Origin of the sequence: Streptomyces sp. HUAS 31, from assembly GCF_028198125.1 — a bacterium.
GTDB classification, from domain to species: Bacteria; Actinomycetota; Actinomycetes; order Streptomycetales; family Streptomycetaceae; genus Streptomyces; species Streptomyces chartreusis.
The window spans coordinates 5,269,079-5,288,715 of the sequence record NZ_CP116353.1 but is presented as its reverse complement, the minus strand read 5'-3'; the positions used below and the strand labels follow the sequence as shown (position 1 = coordinate 5,288,715).

Annotated in this window: 18 protein-coding genes; 11 read left to right on the top strand and 7 right to left on the bottom strand. The window is 70.3% G+C overall.

What is annotated here, in order from left to right; genetic code table 11:
• The first annotated feature begins 111 nt into the window (after nucleotides 1-111).
• From acs to PGH47_RS23590, 5 genes are all read left to right on the top strand, one after another.
• Nucleotides 112-2,070, top strand: a complete 1,959-nt coding sequence (gene acs, locus PGH47_RS23610) for an acetate--CoA ligase (RefSeq protein ID WP_271665110.1) — start codon at nucleotides 112-114, stop codon at nucleotides 2,068-2,070.
• Nucleotides 2,071-2,257: 187 nt separating this feature from the next.
• Nucleotides 2,258-3,697, top strand: coding sequence for a Na+/H+ antiporter NhaA (nhaA, locus tag PGH47_RS23605; protein WP_271665109.1), 1,440 nt, complete (start codon nucleotides 2,258-2,260; stop codon nucleotides 3,695-3,697).
• Between the two features lie 78 nt (nucleotides 3,698-3,775).
• A complete protein-coding gene (locus PGH47_RS23600; protein WP_271665108.1) occupies nucleotides 3,776-4,273 on the top strand; it encodes a phage holin family protein in 498 nt (165 codons plus the stop codon).
• Nucleotides 4,270-5,196, top strand: coding sequence for an alpha/beta fold hydrolase (locus tag PGH47_RS23595; protein ID WP_030943422.1), 927 nt, complete (start codon nucleotides 4,270-4,272; stop codon nucleotides 5,194-5,196). The genes PGH47_RS23600 and PGH47_RS23595 overlap by 4 nt, the downstream gene beginning before the upstream one ends.
• A 161-nt stretch (nucleotides 5,197-5,357) precedes the next feature.
• The gene (locus PGH47_RS23590) at nucleotides 5,358-5,540 is read left to right on the top strand and encodes a hypothetical protein (protein ID WP_093746816.1); all 183 of its coding nucleotides are present in this window, start codon (nucleotides 5,358-5,360) and stop codon (nucleotides 5,538-5,540) included.
• A 69-nt stretch (nucleotides 5,541-5,609) separates the two neighbouring features.
• Here the strand turns inward: PGH47_RS23590 and PGH47_RS23585 are convergent, their stop codons facing one another.
• The 3 genes from PGH47_RS23585 to nth all read right to left on the bottom strand — a co-directional run bounded on the left by PGH47_RS23585 (nucleotide 5,610) and on the right by nth (nucleotide 8,973).
• Entirely contained in the window at nucleotides 5,610-6,809 is a 1,200-nt protein-coding gene (locus PGH47_RS23585; protein WP_126902868.1) for a MarP family serine protease, read from the bottom strand.
• Between the two features lie 120 nt (nucleotides 6,810-6,929).
• Nucleotides 6,930-7,625, bottom strand: coding sequence for an NUDIX hydrolase (locus PGH47_RS23580; RefSeq protein ID WP_271665107.1), 696 nt, complete (start codon nucleotides 7,623-7,625; stop codon nucleotides 6,930-6,932).
• A gap of 196 nt (nucleotides 7,626-7,821) precedes the next feature.
• Complete coding sequence (gene nth / locus PGH47_RS23575) at nucleotides 7,822-8,973, bottom strand: endonuclease III (protein ID WP_443048527.1); 1,152 nt, start codon at nucleotides 8,971-8,973, stop codon at nucleotides 7,822-7,824.
• 273 nt (nucleotides 8,974-9,246) lie between these two features.
• On the opposite strand from nth, the gene PGH47_RS23570 reads away from it, so the two are divergent.
• The 3 genes from PGH47_RS23570 (at nucleotide 9,247) to PGH47_RS23560 (ending at nucleotide 11,845) form a co-directional block, all read left to right on the top strand.
• Complete coding sequence (locus PGH47_RS23570; protein ID WP_030943409.1) at nucleotides 9,247-9,921, top strand: Crp/Fnr family transcriptional regulator; 675 nt, start codon at nucleotides 9,247-9,249, stop codon at nucleotides 9,919-9,921.
• A 147-nt stretch (nucleotides 9,922-10,068) separates the two neighbouring features.
• Complete coding sequence (locus PGH47_RS23565; RefSeq protein ID WP_271665105.1) at nucleotides 10,069-10,938, top strand: NUDIX hydrolase; 870 nt, start codon at nucleotides 10,069-10,071, stop codon at nucleotides 10,936-10,938.
• Nucleotides 10,939-11,014: 76 nt separating this feature from the next.
• On the top strand, nucleotides 11,015-11,845 hold the full coding sequence (locus PGH47_RS23560) for an MBL fold metallo-hydrolase (RefSeq protein ID WP_107904626.1): 831 nt from the start codon (nucleotides 11,015-11,017) through the stop codon (nucleotides 11,843-11,845).
• Nucleotides 11,846-11,918: 73 nt separating this feature from the next.
• Here the strand turns inward: PGH47_RS23560 and PGH47_RS23555 are convergent, their stop codons facing one another.
• The 3 genes from PGH47_RS23555 to PGH47_RS23545 form a co-directional block, all read right to left on the bottom strand.
• Complete coding sequence (locus PGH47_RS23555) at nucleotides 11,919-12,740, bottom strand: nucleotidyltransferase domain-containing protein (RefSeq protein ID WP_271665104.1); 822 nt, start codon at nucleotides 12,738-12,740, stop codon at nucleotides 11,919-11,921.
• Nucleotides 12,741-12,987: 247 nt separating this feature from the next.
• Nucleotides 12,988-13,455, bottom strand: a complete 468-nt coding sequence (locus PGH47_RS23550; RefSeq protein WP_030943397.1) for a RidA family protein — start codon at nucleotides 13,453-13,455, stop codon at nucleotides 12,988-12,990.
• Nucleotides 13,452-13,610, bottom strand: a complete 159-nt coding sequence (locus PGH47_RS23545) for a DUF4177 domain-containing protein (protein ID WP_003967454.1) — start codon at nucleotides 13,608-13,610, stop codon at nucleotides 13,452-13,454. The genes PGH47_RS23550 and PGH47_RS23545 overlap by 4 nt, the downstream gene beginning before the upstream one ends.
• Nucleotides 13,611-13,716: 106 nt before the next feature.
• Here PGH47_RS23545 and PGH47_RS23540 point away from each other — a divergent pair, with 106 nt between their 5' ends.
• On the top strand, nucleotides 13,717-14,694 hold the full coding sequence (locus PGH47_RS23540; protein ID WP_030943394.1) for an ArsA family ATPase: 978 nt from the start codon (nucleotides 13,717-13,719) through the stop codon (nucleotides 14,692-14,694).
• A 73-nt stretch (nucleotides 14,695-14,767) separates the two neighbouring features.
• Entirely contained in the window at nucleotides 14,768-16,147 is a 1,380-nt protein-coding gene (locus PGH47_RS23535; protein WP_271665103.1) for an ArsA family ATPase, read from the top strand.
• A gap of 47 nt (nucleotides 16,148-16,194) precedes the next feature.
• Here the strand turns inward: PGH47_RS23535 and wblA are convergent, their stop codons facing one another.
• The gene (wblA, locus tag PGH47_RS23530; RefSeq protein ID WP_030943388.1) at nucleotides 16,195-16,533 is read right to left on the bottom strand and encodes a transcriptional regulator WblA; all 339 of its coding nucleotides are present in this window, start codon (nucleotides 16,531-16,533) and stop codon (nucleotides 16,195-16,197) included.
• Nucleotides 16,534-17,019: 486 nt separating this feature from the next.
• Between wblA and PGH47_RS23525 the strand changes: the two genes are divergently transcribed.
• On the top strand, nucleotides 17,020-19,329 hold the full coding sequence (locus PGH47_RS23525) for a transglycosylase domain-containing protein (protein WP_271665102.1): 2,310 nt from the start codon (nucleotides 17,020-17,022) through the stop codon (nucleotides 19,327-19,329).
• The last annotated feature ends 308 nt before the right edge of the window (nucleotides 19,330-19,637 follow it).

The following is a 19,637-nucleotide window of genomic DNA, read 5'->3' as shown; positions in this document are numbered from 1 at the left end:
CATCCCGTTGACAGGTCTAAACCAATTTTCCGGCGACCCTTGTCATCGGGCCCCCCGGTCTGATGAGCTGTGGCCTGGGACACAACGGACACCCTGGGAAAGGGAGATGTCGTGAGCAACGAAAGCCTGGCCAACCTGCTGAAGGAAGAGCGCAGGTTCGCACCCCCCGCCGACCTGGCCGCGAACGCCAACGTCACGGCGGAGGCGTATGAACAGGCCAAGGCTGACAGGCTCGGCTTCTGGGCCGAGCAGGCCCGTCGGCTGACCTGGGCCAAGGAGCCGACGGAGACGCTGGACTGGTCGAACCCGCCGTTCGCCAAGTGGTTCAAGGACGGCGAGCTCAACGTCGCGTACAACTGCGTGGACCGGCATGTGGAGGCCGGGCTCGGCGACCGTGTCGCCATCCACTTCGAGGGCGAGCCCGGCGACAGCCGCGCCGTCACCTATGCCGAGCTCAAGGACGAGGTCTCCAAGGCCGCCAACGCCCTGCTGGAGCTGGGCGTGCGCAAGGGCGACCGGGTCGCCGTCTACATGCCGATGATCCCCGAGACGGCGGTCGCGATGCTGGCCTGCGCGCGCATCGGCGCCGCGCACTCGGTCGTCTTCGGCGGCTTCTCCGCGGACGCGCTGGCCACCCGTATCCAGGACGCGGACGCCAAGGTCGTCATCACCTCCGACGGCGGCTACCGGCGCGGTAAGCCGTCCGCGCTGAAGCCGGCCGTGGACGAGGCGATCGGCAAGGTCGACAACGTCGAGCACGTGCTCGTCGTGCGCCGCACCGGCCAGGACGTCGCCTGGGACGACAGCCGTGACGTGTGGTGGCACGAGATCGTCGAGCGGCAGTCCGCCGAGCACACCCCCGAGGCCTTCGACGCCGAGCACCCGCTGTTCATCCTGTACACGTCCGGTACGACGGGTAAGCCCAAGGGCATCCTGCACACCTCCGGCGGCTACCTCACCCAGACGTCGTACACCCACCACGCGGTCTTCGACCTCAAGCCGGAGACGGACGTGTACTGGTGCACGGCCGACGTCGGCTGGGTCACCGGCCACTCGTACATCGTGTACGGGCCGCTGGCGAACGGCGCGACGCAGGTGATGTACGAGGGCACGCCGGACACCCCGCACCAGGGCCGCTTCTGGGAGATCGTGCAGAAGTACGGGGTCACCATCCTGTACACGGCGCCGACGGCTATCCGTACGTTCATGAAGTGGGGCGACGACATCCCCGCGAAGTTCGACCTGAGCAGCCTGCGGGTGCTGGGTTCCGTGGGCGAGCCGATCAACCCCGAGGCCTGGGTCTGGTACCGCAAGCACATCGGCGCCGACCGGACCCCGGTCGTCGACACCTGGTGGCAGACCGAGACCGGCGCGATGATGATCTCGCCGCTGCCGGGTGTCACCGAGACCAAGCCCGGCTCCGCGCAGAACCCGCTGCCCGGCATCTCCGCGACCGTCGTCGACGACGAGGCGAACGAGGTCCCCAACGGCGGTGGCGGCTACCTGGTCCTGACCGAGCCGTGGCCGTCGATGCTGCGCACCATCTGGGGCGACGACCAGCGCTTCCTCGACACCTACTGGTCGCGCTTCGAGGGCAAGTACTTCGCGGGCGACGGTGCGAAGAAGGACGACGACGGCGACATCTGGCTGCTGGGCCGGGTGGACGACGTCATGCTCGTCTCCGGCCACAACATCTCGACCACCGAGGTCGAGTCCGCGCTGGTCTCGCACCCGTCCGTCGCCGAGGCGGCCGTGGTCGGTGCCGCCGACGAGACGACCGGGCAGGCGATCGTCGCCTTCGTGATCCTGCGCGGCACGGCGAACGCCGACGACGAGAACCTCATCGCCGACCTGCGCAACCACGTCGGCGCCACCCTCGGCCCGATCGCCAAGCCGAAGCGGATCCTGCCGGTGGCCGAGCTGCCGAAGACCCGCTCCGGCAAGATCATGCGCCGGCTGCTGCGGGACGTCGCCGAGAACCGTCAGCTCGGTGACGTGACGACGCTGACCGACTCGACCGTCATGGACCTCATCCAGTCGAAGCTGCCGGCCGCGCCGAGCGAGGACTGAGTAAGGAACCAGCGTGAGGGGCACCCGGCGACCGCGCCGGGTGCCCCTCACGTACGTACGGTGGAATCCGACGGATGCGATCCGGCGCACCCTTAGGTAAACTAAACAAAGCGAACATCACGCATAGGTGCGCCGGGAAGTCTGGTCGGCAAGTGCTCCGTCCTGCCCACCGACCGGAGGTCTCCCCGTGACCGCGCCCCGCACCCCCGCTCCCGTCCGCAAGGTCCTCGGACGGCTCTCGCTCCCCGAGCGGACCTTCGTCGCGGACGCGCTGCGCACCGAGACCGTCGGCGGTGTCCTGCTGCTGCTCGCCGCGATCACCGCGCTGATCTGGGCGAACGTACCCGCACTGCACGACAGCTACGAGAGCGTCGGCCACTTCCACCTCGGCCCCGAGGCCCTCGGGCTGAACCTGTCCGTCGAGCACTGGGCGGCCGACGGGCTGCTCGCGATCTTCTTCTTCGTCGCCGGGATCGAGCTCAAGCGCGAGCTGGTCGCCGGCGATCTCAAGGACCCCAGGGCGGCCGCGCTGCCGGTCGTCGCCGCACTGTGCGGCATGGCGGTGCCCGCGCTGGTCTACACCCTGACCAATGTCACCGGGCACGGCTCCTCGGCCGGCTGGGCGGTTCCGACGGCCACGGACATCGCCTTCGCGCTCGCGGTGCTCGCCGTCATCGGAACCTCCCTGCCCAGCGCCCTGCGCGCCTTCCTGCTCACGCTCGCCGTCGTCGACGACCTGTTCGCGATCCTGATCATCGCGATCTTCTTCACGTCGCAGATCAATTTCGCCGCGCTCGGCGGCGCCGTGGTCGGCCTGGCCGTCTTCTGGCTGCTCGTGAGAAAGGGCGTGCGCGGGTGGTATGTGTACGTCCCGCTCGCCCTGGTGATCTGGGGGCTGATGTACAACAGCGGCGTCCACGCCACCATCGCGGGCGTCGCGATGGGCCTGATGCTGCGCTGCACCCGGCGCGAGGGCGAGGAGCACTCCCCCGGCGAGCACATCGAGCACCTGGTGCGCCCGCTGTCGGCAGGGCTCGCCGTCCCGCTGTTCGCGCTGTTCAGCGCCGGTGTCACGGTCTCCGGCGGCGCGCTCGGCGATGTCTTCGCCCAGCCGGAGACGCTCGGCGTGGTCCTCGGCCTCGTGGTCGGCAAGACGGTCGGCATCTTCGGGGGCACCTGGCTGACGGCACGCTTCACCAGGGCCTCGCTCAGCGAAGACCTGGAATGGGCCGACGTGTTCGCCGTCGCGACCCTCGCCGGCATCGGCTTCACCGTCTCGCTGCTCATCGGCGAGCTCGCCTTCACCGGAGACGCCACGCTGACCGACGAGGTGAAGGCGGCCGTACTGATCGGGTCCCTGATCGCGGCCATCCTGGCGACGGTGCTGCTGAAGATACGGAACGCCAAGTACCGCGGGATGGTCGAGGCCGAGGAGCGCGACGAGGACGCCGACGGCATTCCGGACATCTACGAGCAGGACGAGCCGGAGTACCACCTGCGCATGGCCGCCATCCACGAGCGCAAGGCCGCCGAGCACCGCCGCCTCGCCGAGGAGAAGCTCGCCGCACGCCACGCGCTTGCCGAAGTGGCGGGCAGGGCAGGCGAGGAGGACCACCGTCGGGCATGATCTGACGGGACGGTACAAAAGACGGAACCGTACTCAGTCAGGCAGAAGACGGATCCGTACACGACGAGGGAGACCGCGATGAGCGCACCCGACGGCAGCCCGGTCGGCGCCGAACGCAGCATCGGCCAGCTGTTCGCCTCGGCGACGACCGAGATGTCGGCGCTGGTGCATGACGAGATCGCACTGGCGAAAGCGCAGCTCAAGCAGGACGTCAAGCGCGGCGCGACGAGCGGCGGCGCGTTCACGGTGGCGGGCGCCGTGCTCGTCTTCTCACTGCCGATGCTGAACTTCGCCCTCGCGTACGGCATTCGGACCTGGAGCGACTGGAACCTCGCGCTCTGCTTCCTGCTGTCCTTCGCGGCGAACGTCCTCATCGCCCTCGTCCTCGTGCTGATCGGCGTCGTGTTCGCGAAGAAGGCCAAGAAGAGCCAGGGCCCGCAGAAGGTCGCCGCCTCGATGAAGGAGACGGCGGGCGTCCTGCAGAAGGCCAAGCCGCACCCGCGTCCCGCCCCGCAGCCGGAGCTGGAGGACCGGGCGCCCGCGGCCATCGAGGCTGTGGCACGCTCGTCGTCATGACGGATCCCGCCACCCCCTCCTCGGTCGTACGCCCGGACGGCCCCTGGACCCACAGGGACGTCGCGGCGAACGGCGCGCGCTTCCACATCGCCGAGCTGGGCGACGGTCCGCTGGTGCTGCTGCTGCACGGCTTCCCGCAGTTCTGGTGGACCTGGCGGCACCAGCTCGTCGCGCTCGCCGACGCGGGCTTCCGGGCGGTGGCGATGGACCTCAGGGGCGTCGGCGGCAGCGACCGTACGCCACGCGGCTACGACCCGGCCAACCTCGCGCTCGACATCACCGGCGTGGTCCGCTCGCTCGGCGAGCCGGACGCCGCGCTCGTCGGCCACGACCTGGGCGGATACCTGGCGTGGACGGCGGCCGTGATGCGCCCCAAGCTGGTCCGCCGGCTCGCGGTCGCGTCCATGCCGCATCCCCGGCGCTGGCGCTCGGCGATGCTCTCGGACGTCAAGCAGACCAGTGCCGGCTCCTACATCTGGGGGTTCCAGCGGCCCTGGATCCCCGAGCGGCAGCTGACGGCCGACGACGGCGCGCTCGTCGGCCGGCTCGTCCGGGACTGGTCCGGCCCGCGGCTGCCGGACGACGACGCGGTGGAGATGTACCGCCGCGCGATCTGCATCCCGTCGACCGCGCACTGCTCCATCGAGCCGTACCGCTGGATGGTGCGCTCGCTGGCCCGCCCCGACGGCATCCAGTTCAACCGCCGCATGAAGCGACCTGTGCGCGTACCGACGCTGCACCTGCACGGCTCCCTCGACCCCGTCATGCGCACGCGCAGCGCGGCCGGTTCGGGCGAGTACGTCGAAGCGCCGTACCGCTGGCGCCTGTTCGACGGCCTCGGACACTTCCCGCACGAGGAGGACCCGGTCGCTTTCTCCACGGAGCTGATCAACTGGCTCAAGGATCCGGAGCCCGACCGATGACCGTCCGGCGAAGGCTCCCGAACCCGATCGGTGACCGCGCCGATGCGCCCGGTATCCGGAACTGAACACCTGTCCTACGAACAGCCAATTGCCTCGCGCATAGGCCAATTGGGGGCCCTGGGGGCGGTTATCGACCATGGGGCAGGGGCAGACGTCGGGGTATGGGCTGGACGCACGACTACAGTGACGTAGCACGCAATCGCCGCTCGGCCAGCGGGCTGAGCTCCCATCAGCGGGGCAGCGCCCCGCAAATGCCGGGCGCGGACCTCCGGGTAGGCATTCCGCGTATTCTGCGCCGCCGGGCCCGCTGGGTCTCGGTGCGCCTGCGCCACCCGCGCGGCTGACAGGCCGACGCTCTTCAACCGTCTCCACCGTCCGGGGCAGGCTCTCGTGCCTGCCCCGGCCTCACGGCCTCACAGTGCGCAGCTGTCGCTGTCCACCTGCTGGTTGGCGGTACGACCCTTGACGATGTCCTCCTGGATCTCGTCCGCGGTCAGCGCGTAACCGGTCTCGGCGTCGTCGAGGGACTTGGCGAACACCACGCCGTAGACCTTGCCCTCGGGCGTCAGCAGCGGTCCGCCGGAGTTGCCCTGACGGACGGTCGCGTACAGGGAGTACACGTCACGGCGCACGGTGCCGCGGTGGTAGATGTCCGGTCCGTTGGCCGGCAGACGCCCGCGCACGCGCGCGGCGCGCACGTCGTAAGCGCCGTTCTCCGGGAAGCCCGCGATGATCGCGCCGTCGCCGCTCTCGGCGTCGGTGGCCGTGAACTTCAGCGCGGGCGCGTCGAGATCGGGTACGTCCAGTACGGCGATGTCGCGCTCCCAGTCGTAGAGGACGACCGTCGCGTCGTACCGCTTGCCCTCGCCGCCGATCTGGACGGTGGGTTCGTCGACGCCGCCCACGACATGCGCGTTGGTCATGACGCGGCGGTCGGAGAAGACGAAGCCGGTGCCCTCCAGGACCTTGCCGCAACTCGTCGCCGTGCCCATGACCTTGACGATGGATCGCTGCGCGCGCGTGGCGACCGGGCTGTTGGCGAGCGCCGGGTCGGGCGGCTGGACCTCGTTGATGGGCTCGTTGGAGAACGGGCTGAAGACCTGTGGAAAGCCGTTCTGCGCAAGGACGGTGGAGAAGTCCGCGAACCAGGTGTCGGCCTGGTCGGGCAGTGCCCGTGAGACGCCGAGGAGCACCTTGGAGCCGCGGACCTCCTTGCCGAGCGTCGGCAGCGTGGTCCCGGCGAGGGCGGAGCCGATCAGCCAGGCCACGAGGAGCATCGCGACGACGTTGACGAGGGCGCCGCCGGTGGCGTCCAGGGCGCGGGCCGGGGACCAGGTGATGTACCGGCGCAGCTTGTTGCCGAGGTGGGTGGTCAGGGCCTGGCCGACGGAGGCGCAGACGATCACGACGACGACCGCGACGACGGCGGCGGTGGTGCTCACCTCGGCGTTGTCGGTCAGCGCGTCCCAGATGACCGGGAGGAGGTAGACGGCCACGAGACCGCCGCCGAGGAAGCCGATCACCGACAGGATGCCGACGACGAAGCCCTGGCGATAGCCCACGATCGCGAACCACACGGCGGCGACCAGCAACAGGATGTCCAGCACGTTCACCGGTTCGAGCCTCGCCTCGTCACTCTTCGCTCACCACAGGTCGGCCACGGGCCCCGCCCGCCACTCAGCGGCTTTCGGACACGACGGCCCCCGGGAAGACACAGCACGGCAGACACCCTGTCATGACCGCCAGTCGAGCGGGACCTGCTTCCCCCGGTCCCAGGGCCGCTCCCAGCCCGAGAAATGGAGCAGACGGTCGATGATCCCGGCCGTGAAGCCCCACACCAGTGCCGATTCGACCAGAAATGCCGGTCCTCGGTGGCCGCTGGGGTGCACGGTGGTGGCGCGGTTGTCCGGATTCGTGAGATCCGCCACGGGGACGGTGAAGACGCGTGCCGTCTCGTTCGGATCGACGACGTAGACCGGGCTGGGCTCACGCCACCAACCCAGAACGGGAGATACGACGAAGCCACTGACCGGGATGTACAGCTTCGGCAGGACGCCGAAGAGCTGGACGCCGCTCGGATCGAGGCCGGTCTCCTCCTCGGCCTCGCGGAGAGCTGCCCGCAACGGCCCGTCGGCCTGCGGGTCGCCGTCCTCGGGGTCGAGGGCGCCGCCGGGGAAGGAGGGCTGTCCGGCATGGGACCGCAGCGAGCTCGCCCGCTCCATGAGCAGCAGCTCGGGCCCCTCCTCGCCCTCACCGAACAGGATCAGTACGGCGGACTGGCGTCCCGCGCCGCTCTCCGGCGGCAGAAAACGGCTCAGCTGCAACGGCTCGACGGTCTCGACGACCCGCACCACCGGGTCCAGCCACTGCGGCAACCCGTCCTTGCTGACCACCACCGGCCCGTCCTGTGTTTCGCTCGCCCGCTTCATCGCCACCCCCGTCGTCCTGCCCACTCCAACGCCCGAGGGCACATAGATCGTTCCGCGACGAGACCTCGACGACCGGCCCCCGCTCGCGAGATCGGAACCCCGACGACCGTACGACCACCGGCCCGCACCCGCAGGAACGGAGCCCCGACGACCGTACGACGACCGGCCGGTGTCCCCGAGTTCTGTGCCCGCCCCGTCATCCGGCCCCCAGCGGCGGGGCCGGCTTGCCGCCCGCGTCCAGGTAGGACTGGGGCGGGTTGAGCCGCTGCCCGGGGAAGCCGCCCTTCTCGTACTTGAGGAGCTTCTTGGCCTTCTCCGGATCGGTCTCGCCCTCGCCGTACGCCGGGCAGAGCGGGGCGATGGGGCAGGCGCCGCACGCGGGCTTGCGGGCGTGACAGATACGGCGGCCGTGCCAGATCACGTGGTGCGAGAGGTCGGTCCAGTCGCTCTTGGGGAACAGCGCGCCGATCTCGGCCTCGATCTTGTCCGGGTCGGTCTGCTCGGTCCACTGCCAGCGCCGCACGAGCCGCTGGAAGTGGGTGTCGACGGTGATCCCGGGCCGCCCGAAGGCGTTGCCGAGCACGACGAAGGCGGTCTTGCGGCCGACGCCGGGCAGCTTGACGAGCTCTTCGAGCCGCCCCGGGACCTCACCGCCGTAGTTCTCCACCAGAGCCTTCGACAGCCCCATGACCGACTTGGTCTTGGCCCGGAAGAACCCGGTGGGCCGCAGGATCTCCTCGACCTCCTCCGGGTTGGCCGCGGCCAGGTCCTCGGGGGTCGGGTACTTGGCGAACAGGGCCGGTGTCGTCTGGTTGACGCGCAGGTCGGTGGTCTGGGCGGACAGCACGGTGGCGACGACGAGCTGGAAGGGGTTGTCGAAGTCCAGCTCGGGATGGGCGTAGGGGAAGACCTCGGCGAGCTCACGGTTAATACGGCGAGCACGGCGCACGAGAGCGGCGCGGGACTCGGTGGCGGGAGGCTTGGCGGAGACGGTCTTCACGCCCGAGGCGCCCTTCACATCGGCGGTGCCCTTCTCGGGCACGGCAACGGGCTTCTTCTTGATCGCCTTCTTGGTGCTCACGTTCGTGGCGCCGGCTTTCTTGGTGGCTGCTTTCGTGGTCGCCGTCTTCTTGGCAGCCGTCTTTGCGCCGGCCGTCTTCTTGACGGCCGTCTTCTTGGCGGCCGGCGATTTCGCAGGGGCGGCCTTCTTCTTCGCAGGGGCGGCCTTCTCAGCGGCACCAGCCCCGGCGGCTGCCGCCGCTTTCCGGCCACCGGCTGCCGCGCCACCCGACGCCCTTTTCGCCGCTTCTGCCGCTTTCCTTCCGCCACCGGGGTCCTGTTCGCCCACAGCGGAATCCCGACGTACAACCACCCGCCCAGCCCCCTTGGCCTGTGCTCTCACCGGCGATTTGGACACCCGGCCAGCCTAAAGCCAGGCACTGACATCCGCCCCGGACCCTGAAGATCAGCCCCCAATTGGACCCCTGCCGCTTACCTCGGGACACCTGTGCGGCATCCTTGTGACAGATCACACTGTTTGGACCGTCCGGCAAAATGGGGAGCACGGTCCCCTGATACACAGGGGAGTGATCCCCTGAGCAGGTCGACAAGGAGAGAACTCGTGGACGACGTTCTGCGGCGCAACCCGCTCTTCGCGGCGCTCGATGACGAGCAGTCCGCGGAACTGCGCGCCTCCATGAGTGAGGTGACGCTCGCCCGTGGCGACTCCCTGTTCCACGAGGGCGACCCGGGCGACCGGCTCTACGTCGTCACCGAGGGCAAGGTCAAGCTTCACCGCACCTCCCCCGACGGCCGCGAGAACATGCTCGCCGTCGTCGGCCCCGGAGAGCTCATCGGCGAGCTGTCCCTCTTCGACCCGGGCCCGCGCACGGCGACCGCCACCGCGCTGACCGAGGTCAAGCTGCTGGGCCTGGGCCACGGCGACCTCCAGCCCTGGCTGAACGTCCGCCCCGAGGTGGCCACCGCGCTCCTGCGCGCCGTCGCCCGCCGGCTGCGGCGCACCAACGACGCGATGTCCGACCTGGTCTTCTCGGACGTCCCCGGCCGTGTGGCCCGCGCGCTGCTCGACCTCTCCCGCCGCTTCGGCGTGCAGTCCGAGGAGGGCATCCACGTCGTCCACGACCTCACGCAGGAGGAGCTGGCCCAGCTGGTCGGCGCGTCGCGCGAGACGGTCAACAAGGCGCTGGCGGACTTCGCGCAGCGAGGGTGGCTCCGTCTGGAGGCCCGTGCGGTGATCCTGCTGGACGTCGAACGCCTGGCAAAGCGCTCCCGCTAGCCCGTACGACATCAGGGCCCTGCCTCATCCGAGGTGGGGCCCTGTTTCACGCCCAGCCGCGGGCGCTACGCGAACCCCCCACCCACCCCGCACCGGCCGCCGCAGGCACCCCTCGAACATCCGCGCGTCACGAGATAGCCTCCGCCCATGGCAAACGGGCAGTGGTACCCACCGGAGTGGCCGGACCGCATCCGCGCGCTCGCGGACGGCAGTCTCACCCCCGTCACCCCGAAACGGGCGGCCACAGTCATGCTGCTCAAGGACACCGACACCGGCCCGTCCGTACACATGCTCCGCCGCCGCAGCTCCATGGCCTTCGCAGGCGGCGCCTACGCCTACCCCGGCGGCGGCGTGGACCCACGGGACGAGCAGCAGATCCGCTGGGCGGGCCCCACGCGCGCGTGGTGGGCAAGGCGCCTCGGCCTGGAGGAAGCCGCCGCCCAGGCCATCGTCTGCGCCGCCGTACGCGAGACGTACGAGGAAGCCGGCGTACTTCTCGCCGGCCCCACCGACGACTCCGTCGTGGGCGACACCACCGGCGAGGACTGGGAGACCGACCGAGCCGCCCTCGTCGCCCGCGACCTCTCCTTCGCCGAGTTCCTCGACCGCCGCGGTCTGGCCCTCCGCTCCGACCTCCTGGGCGCCTGGACCCGCTGGATCACCCCGGAGTTCGAACCCCGCCGCTACGACACCTGGTTCTTCGTAGCCGCCCTCCCGGAGGGCCAACGCACCCGCAACGCCTCGACCGAAGCCGACCGAACAGTATGGATCCGCCCCACCGACGCCGCAGCCTCGTACGACAAGGGCGAACTCCTGATGATGCCGCCGACCATCGCGACACTGCGTCAGCTGACGCCGTACGACAGCGCCGCCCAGACCCTGACCGCAGCCCCCGACCGCGACCTCACCCCCGTCCTCGCCCAGGCCCGTCTCGGCGAGGACGGCGAGATCGTGCTCGCCTGGCCGGGCCACGACGAGTTCACCAAGCACATCCCGACCGGCGGAACCCCCGCATGACCCCGCACCCGGCGCCCACAAAGCCCGGAACGCCTACCGCGCCCACCGCACCCCCCGCCCCGGAAGGCCCCCTCGCATGACGGACGCAGCAGCCCTCCCCGGCCAGCCGCGAGGCGAGGTCCTCTCCGGCCCAGCGACCCCGCGCGCCGTCAACGTCCTTGCCCCCAACGCCTCGGCGATGACCCTGGACGGCACCAACACCTGGCTCGTCTCCGAACCGGACTCCGACCTGGCCGTCGTCATCGACCCCGGCCCGCTCGACGACGGACACCTGCGCAACGTCGTCGCGACGGCCGAGAAGGCCGGCAAGCGCGTGGCCCTGACCCTCCTCACGCACGGCCACCCGGACCACGCCGAGGGCGCTGCCCGCTTCGCCGAGCTGACCGGCACGCACGTGCGTGCCCTCGACCCGGCGCTCCGGCTCGGCGACGAGGGCCTCGGCGCCGGTGACGTGGTCACCGTCGGCGGCCTGGAGCTGCGCGTCGTACCGACTCCCGGGCACACCGCCGACTCCCTCTGCTTCCATCTCCCGGCCGACCGCGCCGTCCTTACCGGCGACACGATCCTGGGCCGCGGCACGACGGTCGTGGCGCACCCCGACGGCCGCCTCGGCGACTACCTGGACTCGCTGCGCCGGCTGAGGTCCCTCACGGTCGACGACGGCGTGCACACCGTCCTGCCGGGCCACGGGCCGGTCCTGGAGGACGCGCAGGGCGCGGTCGAGTTCTACCTCGCCCACCGCGCCCACCGGCTCGCCCAGGTCGAGACTGCGGTCGAGGACGGCCACGGCACTCCGGGCGAGGTCGTCGCCCATGTGTACGCGGACGTCGACCGCTCCCTGTGGCCGGCGGCCGAGCTGTCGGTGCGAGCGCAGCTGGACTACCTGGAGGAGCACGGCATCATCTAGCCGATGCCAGGGCCGGGGGCCCGGCAGCCGGGAGCCGCGGGCCGCGGGTCAGGAGGCGAGCCCCAGTCAATCCTCAGTCGGGCCGCGGGGCCTTGATCCCGTGCACGCGCGCGTACTCCTCGGCGAGCCACGGCCCGAGATCCTCGACGTACGACCGCAGAACGCCCGCGTCCGCCGTCGGCTCGTCCCCGAGCACGGCCGCCGTCCGCAGCTGCTCGGCCCGCGCGGGGTAGTACGTCCCGAATGCCTCCGCCATCTCCCCGAGGTCGCTGGTCCACCCGCCCCAGCGGGGCATGACGAGCGTGAACCCGGTCCGCACCAGACGCCGCGACATGAACCGGACGAGCGGCCGGCGGGCGTCGTCGCTGTCGTCGGCGCCGTCGATCCGTGCCCGCCAGCGGGGCAGCAGGAGACCGAGGTCGCCGTTCGTCTCGCGCGCGAGCAGTGTGTCGGGCCGGTAGCGCGGCAGATACTCGGCGAGGTCGTCCCCCAGCAGGGGCGTGCACAGGCAGGCGACGAACCAGCCGCCGTCGTAGGTCTCCAGGTCGCTCAGCAGGCGACTGCGGCTGCTGAGCAGCGTCCCCGCCCCGTCGATCTGCGCGAACTCCTTGTCCAGCGCCTCGTCGAGCGCACGGGCGTCGGCCCGGTCCGCCTCGGTCGGTTCCGCGCGCAGGGCGACCAGCAGGTCCAGGTCGCTGTGCCCCGCGCGCGCGGTGCCGCGCGGGATCGACCCGTAGAGGTAGGCGCTGTCCAACCGCGCCCCGAACACGTCGAGCAGCCCGTCCCGCGCGGCGGCGACGACGGGCCTGAAGTCCCGCGCGACCCGCCCGAGAGCCCCTTCGCGGGCGATGTACCCCTGGTCATCGAGCCCTCTGCGCGGAACCGTCTCGGTCATGGGCCCACTGTGCCCTGCCAGGAGCCCCGGAAGCGGCTCATTTTCCCGGCGCCACGACACCACGCCGTCACGCCGTCACGCCGCTCAGCCTGCCCGGACACCCGGACACCCGGACACCCGGACACCCGGACACCCGGACACCCGGACACCCGGACAGGCTGCTGCGACACAACGACCGGCAAACGACCGCCATGGGCAGCCCAGCCGTATACGACGGCCGCCGCACAACGGCCTGACCGCCGGAGGCCTACGCCCCCGTCAGCTCCACCTGGACCTCGACCTCGACCGGCGCGTCCAGCGGCAGCACCGCCACGCCCACCGCGCTGCGCGCGTGGACGCCCTTGTCGCCGAGGACCTCCGCGAGGAGCTCGCTCGCGCCGTTGATGACGCCCGGCTGGCCCGTGAAGTCGGACGCCGACGCCACGAAGCCCACGACCTTCACCACGCGCGCGATGCGGTCCAGGTCACCCGCCACGGACTTCACGGCCGCGAGGGCGTTCAGCGCGCAGATGCGGGCGAGGTCCTTGGCCTCCTCGGCCGTGACCTCCGCGCCCACCTTGCCGGTGACCGGAAGCTTGCCCTCCACCATGGGGAGCTGGCCGGCGGTGTAGACGTACACGCCGGACTGGACCGCCGGCTGGTAGGCGGCCAGCGGCGGCACGACCTCCGGGAGCCTCAGGCCCAGCTCGGCGAGCTTCGCCTCGGCCGCGCTCACGCCTTCTCCCGCTTCAGGTAGGCCACGAGCTGCTCGGGGTTGTTCGGCCCGGGCACGACCTGGACGAGCTCCCAGCCGTCCTCGCCCCAGGTGTCCAGAATCTGCTTCGTGGCGTGGACGAGCAGAGGCACGGTTGCGTATTCCCACTTGGTCATGTGGCCGACTTTATCCGTTGGCCACAAGCCGCCACGCGGCCGACCGCACTCAAGTTATCCACAGGCTGCTGCGTGGTCGGCGCACCGACTGGTTAGGCTCGAAGATGTGAGCAGGCTCCAGGTCGTCAGCGGCAAGGGCGGGACCGGAAAGACCACGGTCGCCGCCGCGCTCGCGCTCGCCCTCGCCACGGAGGGGAAGCGGACGCTTCTCGTCGAGGTCGAGGGCAGGCAGGGCATCGCGCAGCTCTTCGAGACAGAGGCGCTGCCCTATGAGGAGCGGAAGATCGCCGTCGCTCCTGGGGGCGGGGAGGTGTACGCCCTCGCCATAGACCCCGAACTGGCCCTTCTGGACTACCTCCAGATGTTCTACAAGATGGGCGGCGCGGGCCGGGCCCTGAAGAAGCTCGGCGCGATCGACTTCGCCACCACCGTCGCCCCGGGGCTCAGGGACGTACTCCTCACCGGCAAGGCGTGCGAGGCCGTGCGGCGCAAGGACAAGGCCGGACGGTTCGTCTACGACTGTGTGGTCATGGACGCGCCCCCCACCGGCCGCATCACCCGCTTCCTGAACGTCAACGACGAGGTCGCGGGGCTCGCCAGGATCGGGCCGATACACAATCAGGCGCAGGCCGTGATGCGGGTGCTGAAGTCGGCGGAGACGGAAGTGCACCTGGTGACGCTGCTGGAGGAGATGCCCGTCCAGGAGACCGCGGACGGGATCGCCGAGCTGCGGGCGGCGCGGCTGCCGGTGGGCCGGGTCATCGTGAACATGGTCCGCCCGGAGGTGTTGGACGCGGCCGATCTGGAACTCGTGCGCAGTGTCCCGCGCACGGCCGTGGCCAAGGCCCTGTCCTCGGCCGGGCTGGGTGGGGCCCGGCGCGGCGGGAACGCCGAGAAGCTGGTGACCCCGCTGCTGGCGCAGGCCGACGAGTACGCCGAGCGGTACGCGCTGGAGCAGGAGCAGCGTGCGGTCCTGGACGAGTCGGGGCTGCCGGTGCACGAACTGCCGCTGCTCGCCGAGGGCATGGACCTGGCGGGCCTGTACGAACTCGCGGGCGAGCTGCGGGAACAGGGCCTGTCATGAGTCCGTTCACAAGTCGGAGGCCGTACGCGGAAAGCCAGCAGCCGTACGCGGTACGTCGGAAGCAGGGGATGTCATGAGTCGTCCGGAACCGGCCCAGACACAGGACGCGGCCCGTCGGCCCCACCATCTCTCCGCCCAGCGCGTGCTCGACCTCGATCCGCTGCTCGACGACCCGAAGACCCGCATCGTGGTGTGCTGCGGCTCAGGCGGCGTAGGCAAGACCACGACGGCGGCGGCGCTGGGGCTGCGCGCGGCCGAGCGCGGGCGCAAGGTCGTCGTGCTGACCATCGATCCGGCCCGCCGGCTCGCGCAGTCGATGGGCATCGACTCGCTGGACAACACTCCGCGCCGGGTCAAGGGCGTGGAGGGCGACGGCGAGCTGCACGCGATGATGCTCGACATGAAGCGCACCTTCGACGAGATCGTCGAGGCGCACGCGGACCCAGAGCGGGCCGCCGCGATCCTGGGCAACCCCTTCTACCAGTCGCTCTCCGCGGGCTTCGCCGGCACACAGGAGTACATGGCGATGGAGAAGCTGGGCCAGTTGCGGGCCCGGGACGAGTGGGACCTCATCGTCGTGGACACCCCGCCGTCCCGCTCCGCGCTGGACTTCCTGGACGCCCCCAAGCGGCTGGGCTCGTTCCTCGACGGGAAGCTGATCCGGGTGCTGCTGGCCCCGGCGAAGGTCGGCGGACGTGCGGGGATGAAGTTCCTGAACGTCGGCATGTCGATGATGACGGGCGCGCTCGGCAAGCTGCTCGGCGGTCAGCTGCTGAAGGACGTACAGACCTTCGTGGCGGCCATGGACTCGATGTTCGGCGGGTTCCGTACGCGCGCGGACGCCACGTACAAGCTGCTCCAGGCGCCCGGGACAGCGTTCCTGGTCGTGGCGGCGCCGGAGCGGGACGCGCTGCGGGAGGCGGCGTACTTCGTGGAGCGGCTGGCCGCCGAGGACATGCCGCTCGCGGGTCTGGTGCTCAACCGGGTCCACGGCAGCGGCGCCGACCGGCTGTCTGCCGAGCGGGCGCTCGCCGCCGCGGAAAATCTTGAAGAGCCCCGCATTGTGGATCAGGAGGGCGGGAAAGCTGGACTTCGTAACTCCCCCGACACGTACGACAGTTCAGAATCAGCCGCTTCCGAGGCACCGGCTCCAGACGCAGGCTCCCCCGCCGTCACGGACCTGGAGCACACCGCAGCCACGGACGAGCCACGGGCGCATGTGGAGCGGTCCGTCGACCAGCTCACAGCAAGCCTGCTGAGGCTGCACGCCGAGCGCATGCAGCTGCTCTCCCGCGAGCAGCGCACGCGTGACCGCTTCACCGCGCTCCACCCCGAGGTGGCGGTGGCCGAAGTGGCCGCGCTGCCCGGCGATGTGCATGACCTCACAGGGCTGCGCGACATCGGGAACCGGCTCGCGGCCCATCGGCCGGAGCTGCCCGATCCCGAGGTCTGACAAGGCAGACCTGCCGGATCCGCCCGAGGAGAGCCCTCGAGGCCCCCTCAGCCCACCGCCGCGAAGTTCTCGTACACCTCGTCGTCGTCGAGCGGCAGCAGACCCGCGCCGCGCTCGTACTCCGTGCGTGCCGTCTCCAGCAGCCGGCGCCACGACGTGACCGTCGGCCGCCTGCGCAGCAGTGCGCGGCGCTCGCGCTCCGTCATTCCTCCCCACACGCCGAACTCGACGCGGTTGTCCAGCGCGTCCGCCAGGCACTCCGTGCGCACCGGGCATCCGGTGCACACCGCCTTGGCCCTGTTCTGCGCTGCTCCCTGAACGAACAGTTCATCCGGATCGGTAGTGCGGCAGGCCGCCTGCGCACTCCAGTCGGTAACCCAGCCCATACCGGCGCCGTCCTCTCCCGAATCGAGGCTCCCCCACGGCGGCAGCGGCATATTCACCGCCGCCAGTTGAGGACGTTACGGAAGGTGGGCACAGCGCAACACCCCCTTCGGGCCCAATCTTGAATGGCCCGAACGGACTATGCGTAAGCGGCAGATCACCCGGGGGAGTGAGCTGGCGACATGCGTGACTTTCCCGGCAAACCAGGACAGTTCAGTTGAGTCACAACGGACGCCGAATGACACACAAGGCGGATTCGGACACGCCCCCACCAAAAAAGTGGGCTACCGCCAGAACGATTCGGGGTCGCCGGACGTATTGATACGTGGCCGCACTGCTGTGACAGTTGAGAGCAGCTTAGGCCAAGGCCTGTACGCCTGTCCGGCGAATGGGCCGCATCCGCACGCATGGCCTGGCTCACGTCGCCGTGCCGGGCTCGCGCGCGATCGGCTCTCGGTTCGCTCATGTCTACGGTTTAGGCTGCCCCCATGCCAAAGAACCGCTCGGGCGGTGGTCTGTCGCCGACGCAGCAGGCCGCCAAGTTCCTCGGTGTCAGTGTGCTCGCGGGAGCCGTGCTGGCCGGTATCGCGCTGCCCGCCGTCGGCGCACTGGGGCTCGCGGCCAAGGGATCCGTCGAGAGCTTCGACGAACTCCCCGCCAACCTCAAGACGCCACCGCTGAGCCAGCGCACCACGATCCTGGACGCCAAGGGCGGCACGATCGCCACGGTCTACTCACGTGACCGCACGGTCGTCGACCTCAAGGACATCTCGCCGTACATGCAGCAGGCGATCGTCGCGATCGAGGACGCCCGCTTCTACCAGCACGGCGCGGTCGACCTGAAGGGCGTCCTGCGCGCCCTCAACCGCAACGCCCAGAGCGGCGGCGTCAGCGAGGGCGCCTCGACGCTCACGCAGCAGTACGTGAAGAACGTCTTCGTGGAGGAGGCCGGCGACGACCCGACGAAGGTCGCCCAGGCCACCCAGCAGACCCTCGGCCGCAAGATCAAGGAGCTGAAGTACGCGATCCAGGTGGAGGAGGAGCTCGGCAAGAAGAAGATCCTCGAGAACTACCTGAACATCACGTTCTTCGGCCAGCAGGCGTACGGCGTCGAGGCCGCCGCCCAGCGCTACTTCTCCAAGTCCGCCAAGGACCTCAAGGTCCAGGAGGCGGCGCTGCTCGCCGGCATCGTCCAGTCGCCGAGCCGCTACGACCCGGTCAACGACGAGGCCGAGGCCACCAAGCGTCGCAACACCGTCCTGCAGCGCATGGCCGACATGGGCGACATCTCCCAGGCGGAGGCGGACAAGGCCAAGGAGACGCCGCTGGGGCTGAAGGTCAGCAAGCCCAAGAACGGCTGCATCACCGCGGTCAAGGGCGCCGGCTTCTTCTGCAAGTACGTCGAGAAGGTCTTCCTCAGCGAGCCGGTCTTCGGCAAGAACCGCGAGACCCGCGCCAAGATCTGGAACCAGGGCGGTCTGACCATCACGACGACCCTGGACCCGCAGTCCCAGGAGTCGGTCCAGGCCTCGCTCAAGGATCACGTCTACCAGGACGACAAGGTCGCCGCCGCGACCACCCTCGTCGAGCCCGGCACCGGCAAGATCCTCGGCATGGGCCAGTCGAAGCCCTTCGGCTTCGGCAAGAACGAGACCGAGATCAACTACTCGGTCGACTCCAAGTACGGCGGCTCCAACTTCGGCTTCCCGACCGGTTCGACGTTCAAGCCGTTCGTCGCCGCGGCCGCGCTGGAGGAGGGCCGGCCGCCGACGCAGCAGTACTCGTCGCCGTACCAGATGGAGTACCCGAGCCCGGTCCAGACGTGCGACAGCGCGCCGTGGACCAACCTGCGTAAGGAGAAGCTGGAGAACGAGAGCGAGTCGGAGCACGGCCCCTACCGCCTGAAGAAGGCGATGGAGCTGTCGGTCAACACGTACTTCGTGCAGATGATCGCCGACATCGGTCTGTGCCCGGTGGTCAACATCACCGACAAGCTCCAGGTCCGCCAGGGCAACGGCGACAAGCTCCCCGAGAAGCCCGCCATCGCCCTCGGTTCGATCGGCCTGTCCCCGCTGACGATGGCGAGCGCGTACGCCGCCTTCGCCTCCCGCGGCATGTACTGCACGCCGATCGCCATCGAGTCGATCTCGCAGAAGGTCGGCGGCCAGCAGAAGTCGCTGGAGGTGCCTAAGTCGACCTGCTCTCGCGCGATGTCCGAGCAGACCGCTGACACCGTCAACAGCCTGCTCCAGGGCGTGGTCGACTCCGGTACCGGCAAGGAGGCCGGCCTCACCGACCGCGACAGCGCCGGCAAGACCGGTACGACGGACGAGCGTCGCAACGCCTGGTTCGTCGGCTACACGCCGAACCTCTCCGGTGCCGTCTGGGTCGGCAGTGCCACCCAGAAGGTCAAGATGCGCAACATCTACATCGGCGGTGTGTACAACGACCTGGTCTACGGCGGCAGGGTGCCGGGGCCGATCTGGCGGGACGCCATGCTCGGCGCGCTGGAGGGCAAGCCGGTCGACGAGTTCAACACGATCCACATCCCGGACGAGGACGAGGATCGCGACAAGGGCCGTGACAAGGGCCGGGGCAACGACGACGATGACGACAACGGCAACGGCGACAACCTCATCGGCGGCCTGCTCGGCGGCGGGGACAACGGCGGCGGCAACGGTGCCAATGGCGGGAACGGTGGCGCCGACGGAGGCACGGAACCGACGCCGACCTTCTCCATCCCCGAGGGCTGGTGGCAGGGCCAGACGAACGGGAACGGCACTGGGGGGCGCGGCTGAGGCGGCCGTGACCTGGGCGGCCTTGCGGGGCGCAGCTCGTAGCCGGTGACTTGAGCGCCGTAGTACTGCGACGGCCCCCGTCCCCTCGTACGGAGGGGGCGGGGGCCGTCGGCGTTGGTGGGACCGCGGAGTGGGGGCGTCGGCCGTTGGCCGCCGGGCGGGGGCGTCCGCCCTCGTTGCCGGGCGGGGGGGCCGGGGGGCGGCAACCCTCGTCGCCGGACGGGGAGCGGCAACCCTCTCGTCGCCGGGCGAGGAGCGTCAACCCACGTCGCCGGGCGAGGAGCGTGCGCCCTCGTCGCCGGACGGGG

Coding starts and splice junctions, on each gene's coding strand:
- PGH47_RS23600 (WP_271665108.1), top strand. CDS start 3,776: ATGAGCGCACCCGACGGCAGCCCGGTCGGCGCCGAACGCAGCATCGGC.
- PGH47_RS23595 (WP_030943422.1), top strand. CDS start 4,270: ATGACGGATCCCGCCACCCCCTCCTCGGTCGTACGCCCGGACGGCCCC.
- PGH47_RS23590 (WP_093746816.1), top strand. CDS start 5,358: ATGGGCTGGACGCACGACTACAGTGACGTAGCACGCAATCGCCGCTCG.
- PGH47_RS23580 (WP_271665107.1), bottom strand. CDS start 7,625: ATGAAGCGGGCGAGCGAAACACAGGACGGGCCGGTGGTGGTCAGCAAG.
- PGH47_RS23565 (WP_271665105.1), top strand. CDS start 10,069: ATGGCAAACGGGCAGTGGTACCCACCGGAGTGGCCGGACCGCATCCGC.
- PGH47_RS23560 (WP_107904626.1), top strand. CDS start 11,015: ATGACGGACGCAGCAGCCCTCCCCGGCCAGCCGCGAGGCGAGGTCCTC.
- PGH47_RS23555 (WP_271665104.1), bottom strand. CDS start 12,740: ATGACCGAGACGGTTCCGCGCAGAGGGCTCGATGACCAGGGGTACATC.
- PGH47_RS23545 (WP_003967454.1), bottom strand. CDS start 13,610: ATGACCAAGTGGGAATACGCAACCGTGCCTCTGCTCGTCCACGCCACG.
- PGH47_RS23535 (WP_271665103.1), top strand. CDS start 14,768: ATGAGTCGTCCGGAACCGGCCCAGACACAGGACGCGGCCCGTCGGCCC.
- wblA (WP_030943388.1), bottom strand. CDS start 16,533: ATGGGCTGGGTTACCGACTGGAGTGCGCAGGCGGCCTGCCGCACTACC.
- PGH47_RS23525 (WP_271665102.1), top strand. CDS start 17,020: ATGCCAAAGAACCGCTCGGGCGGTGGTCTGTCGCCGACGCAGCAGGCC.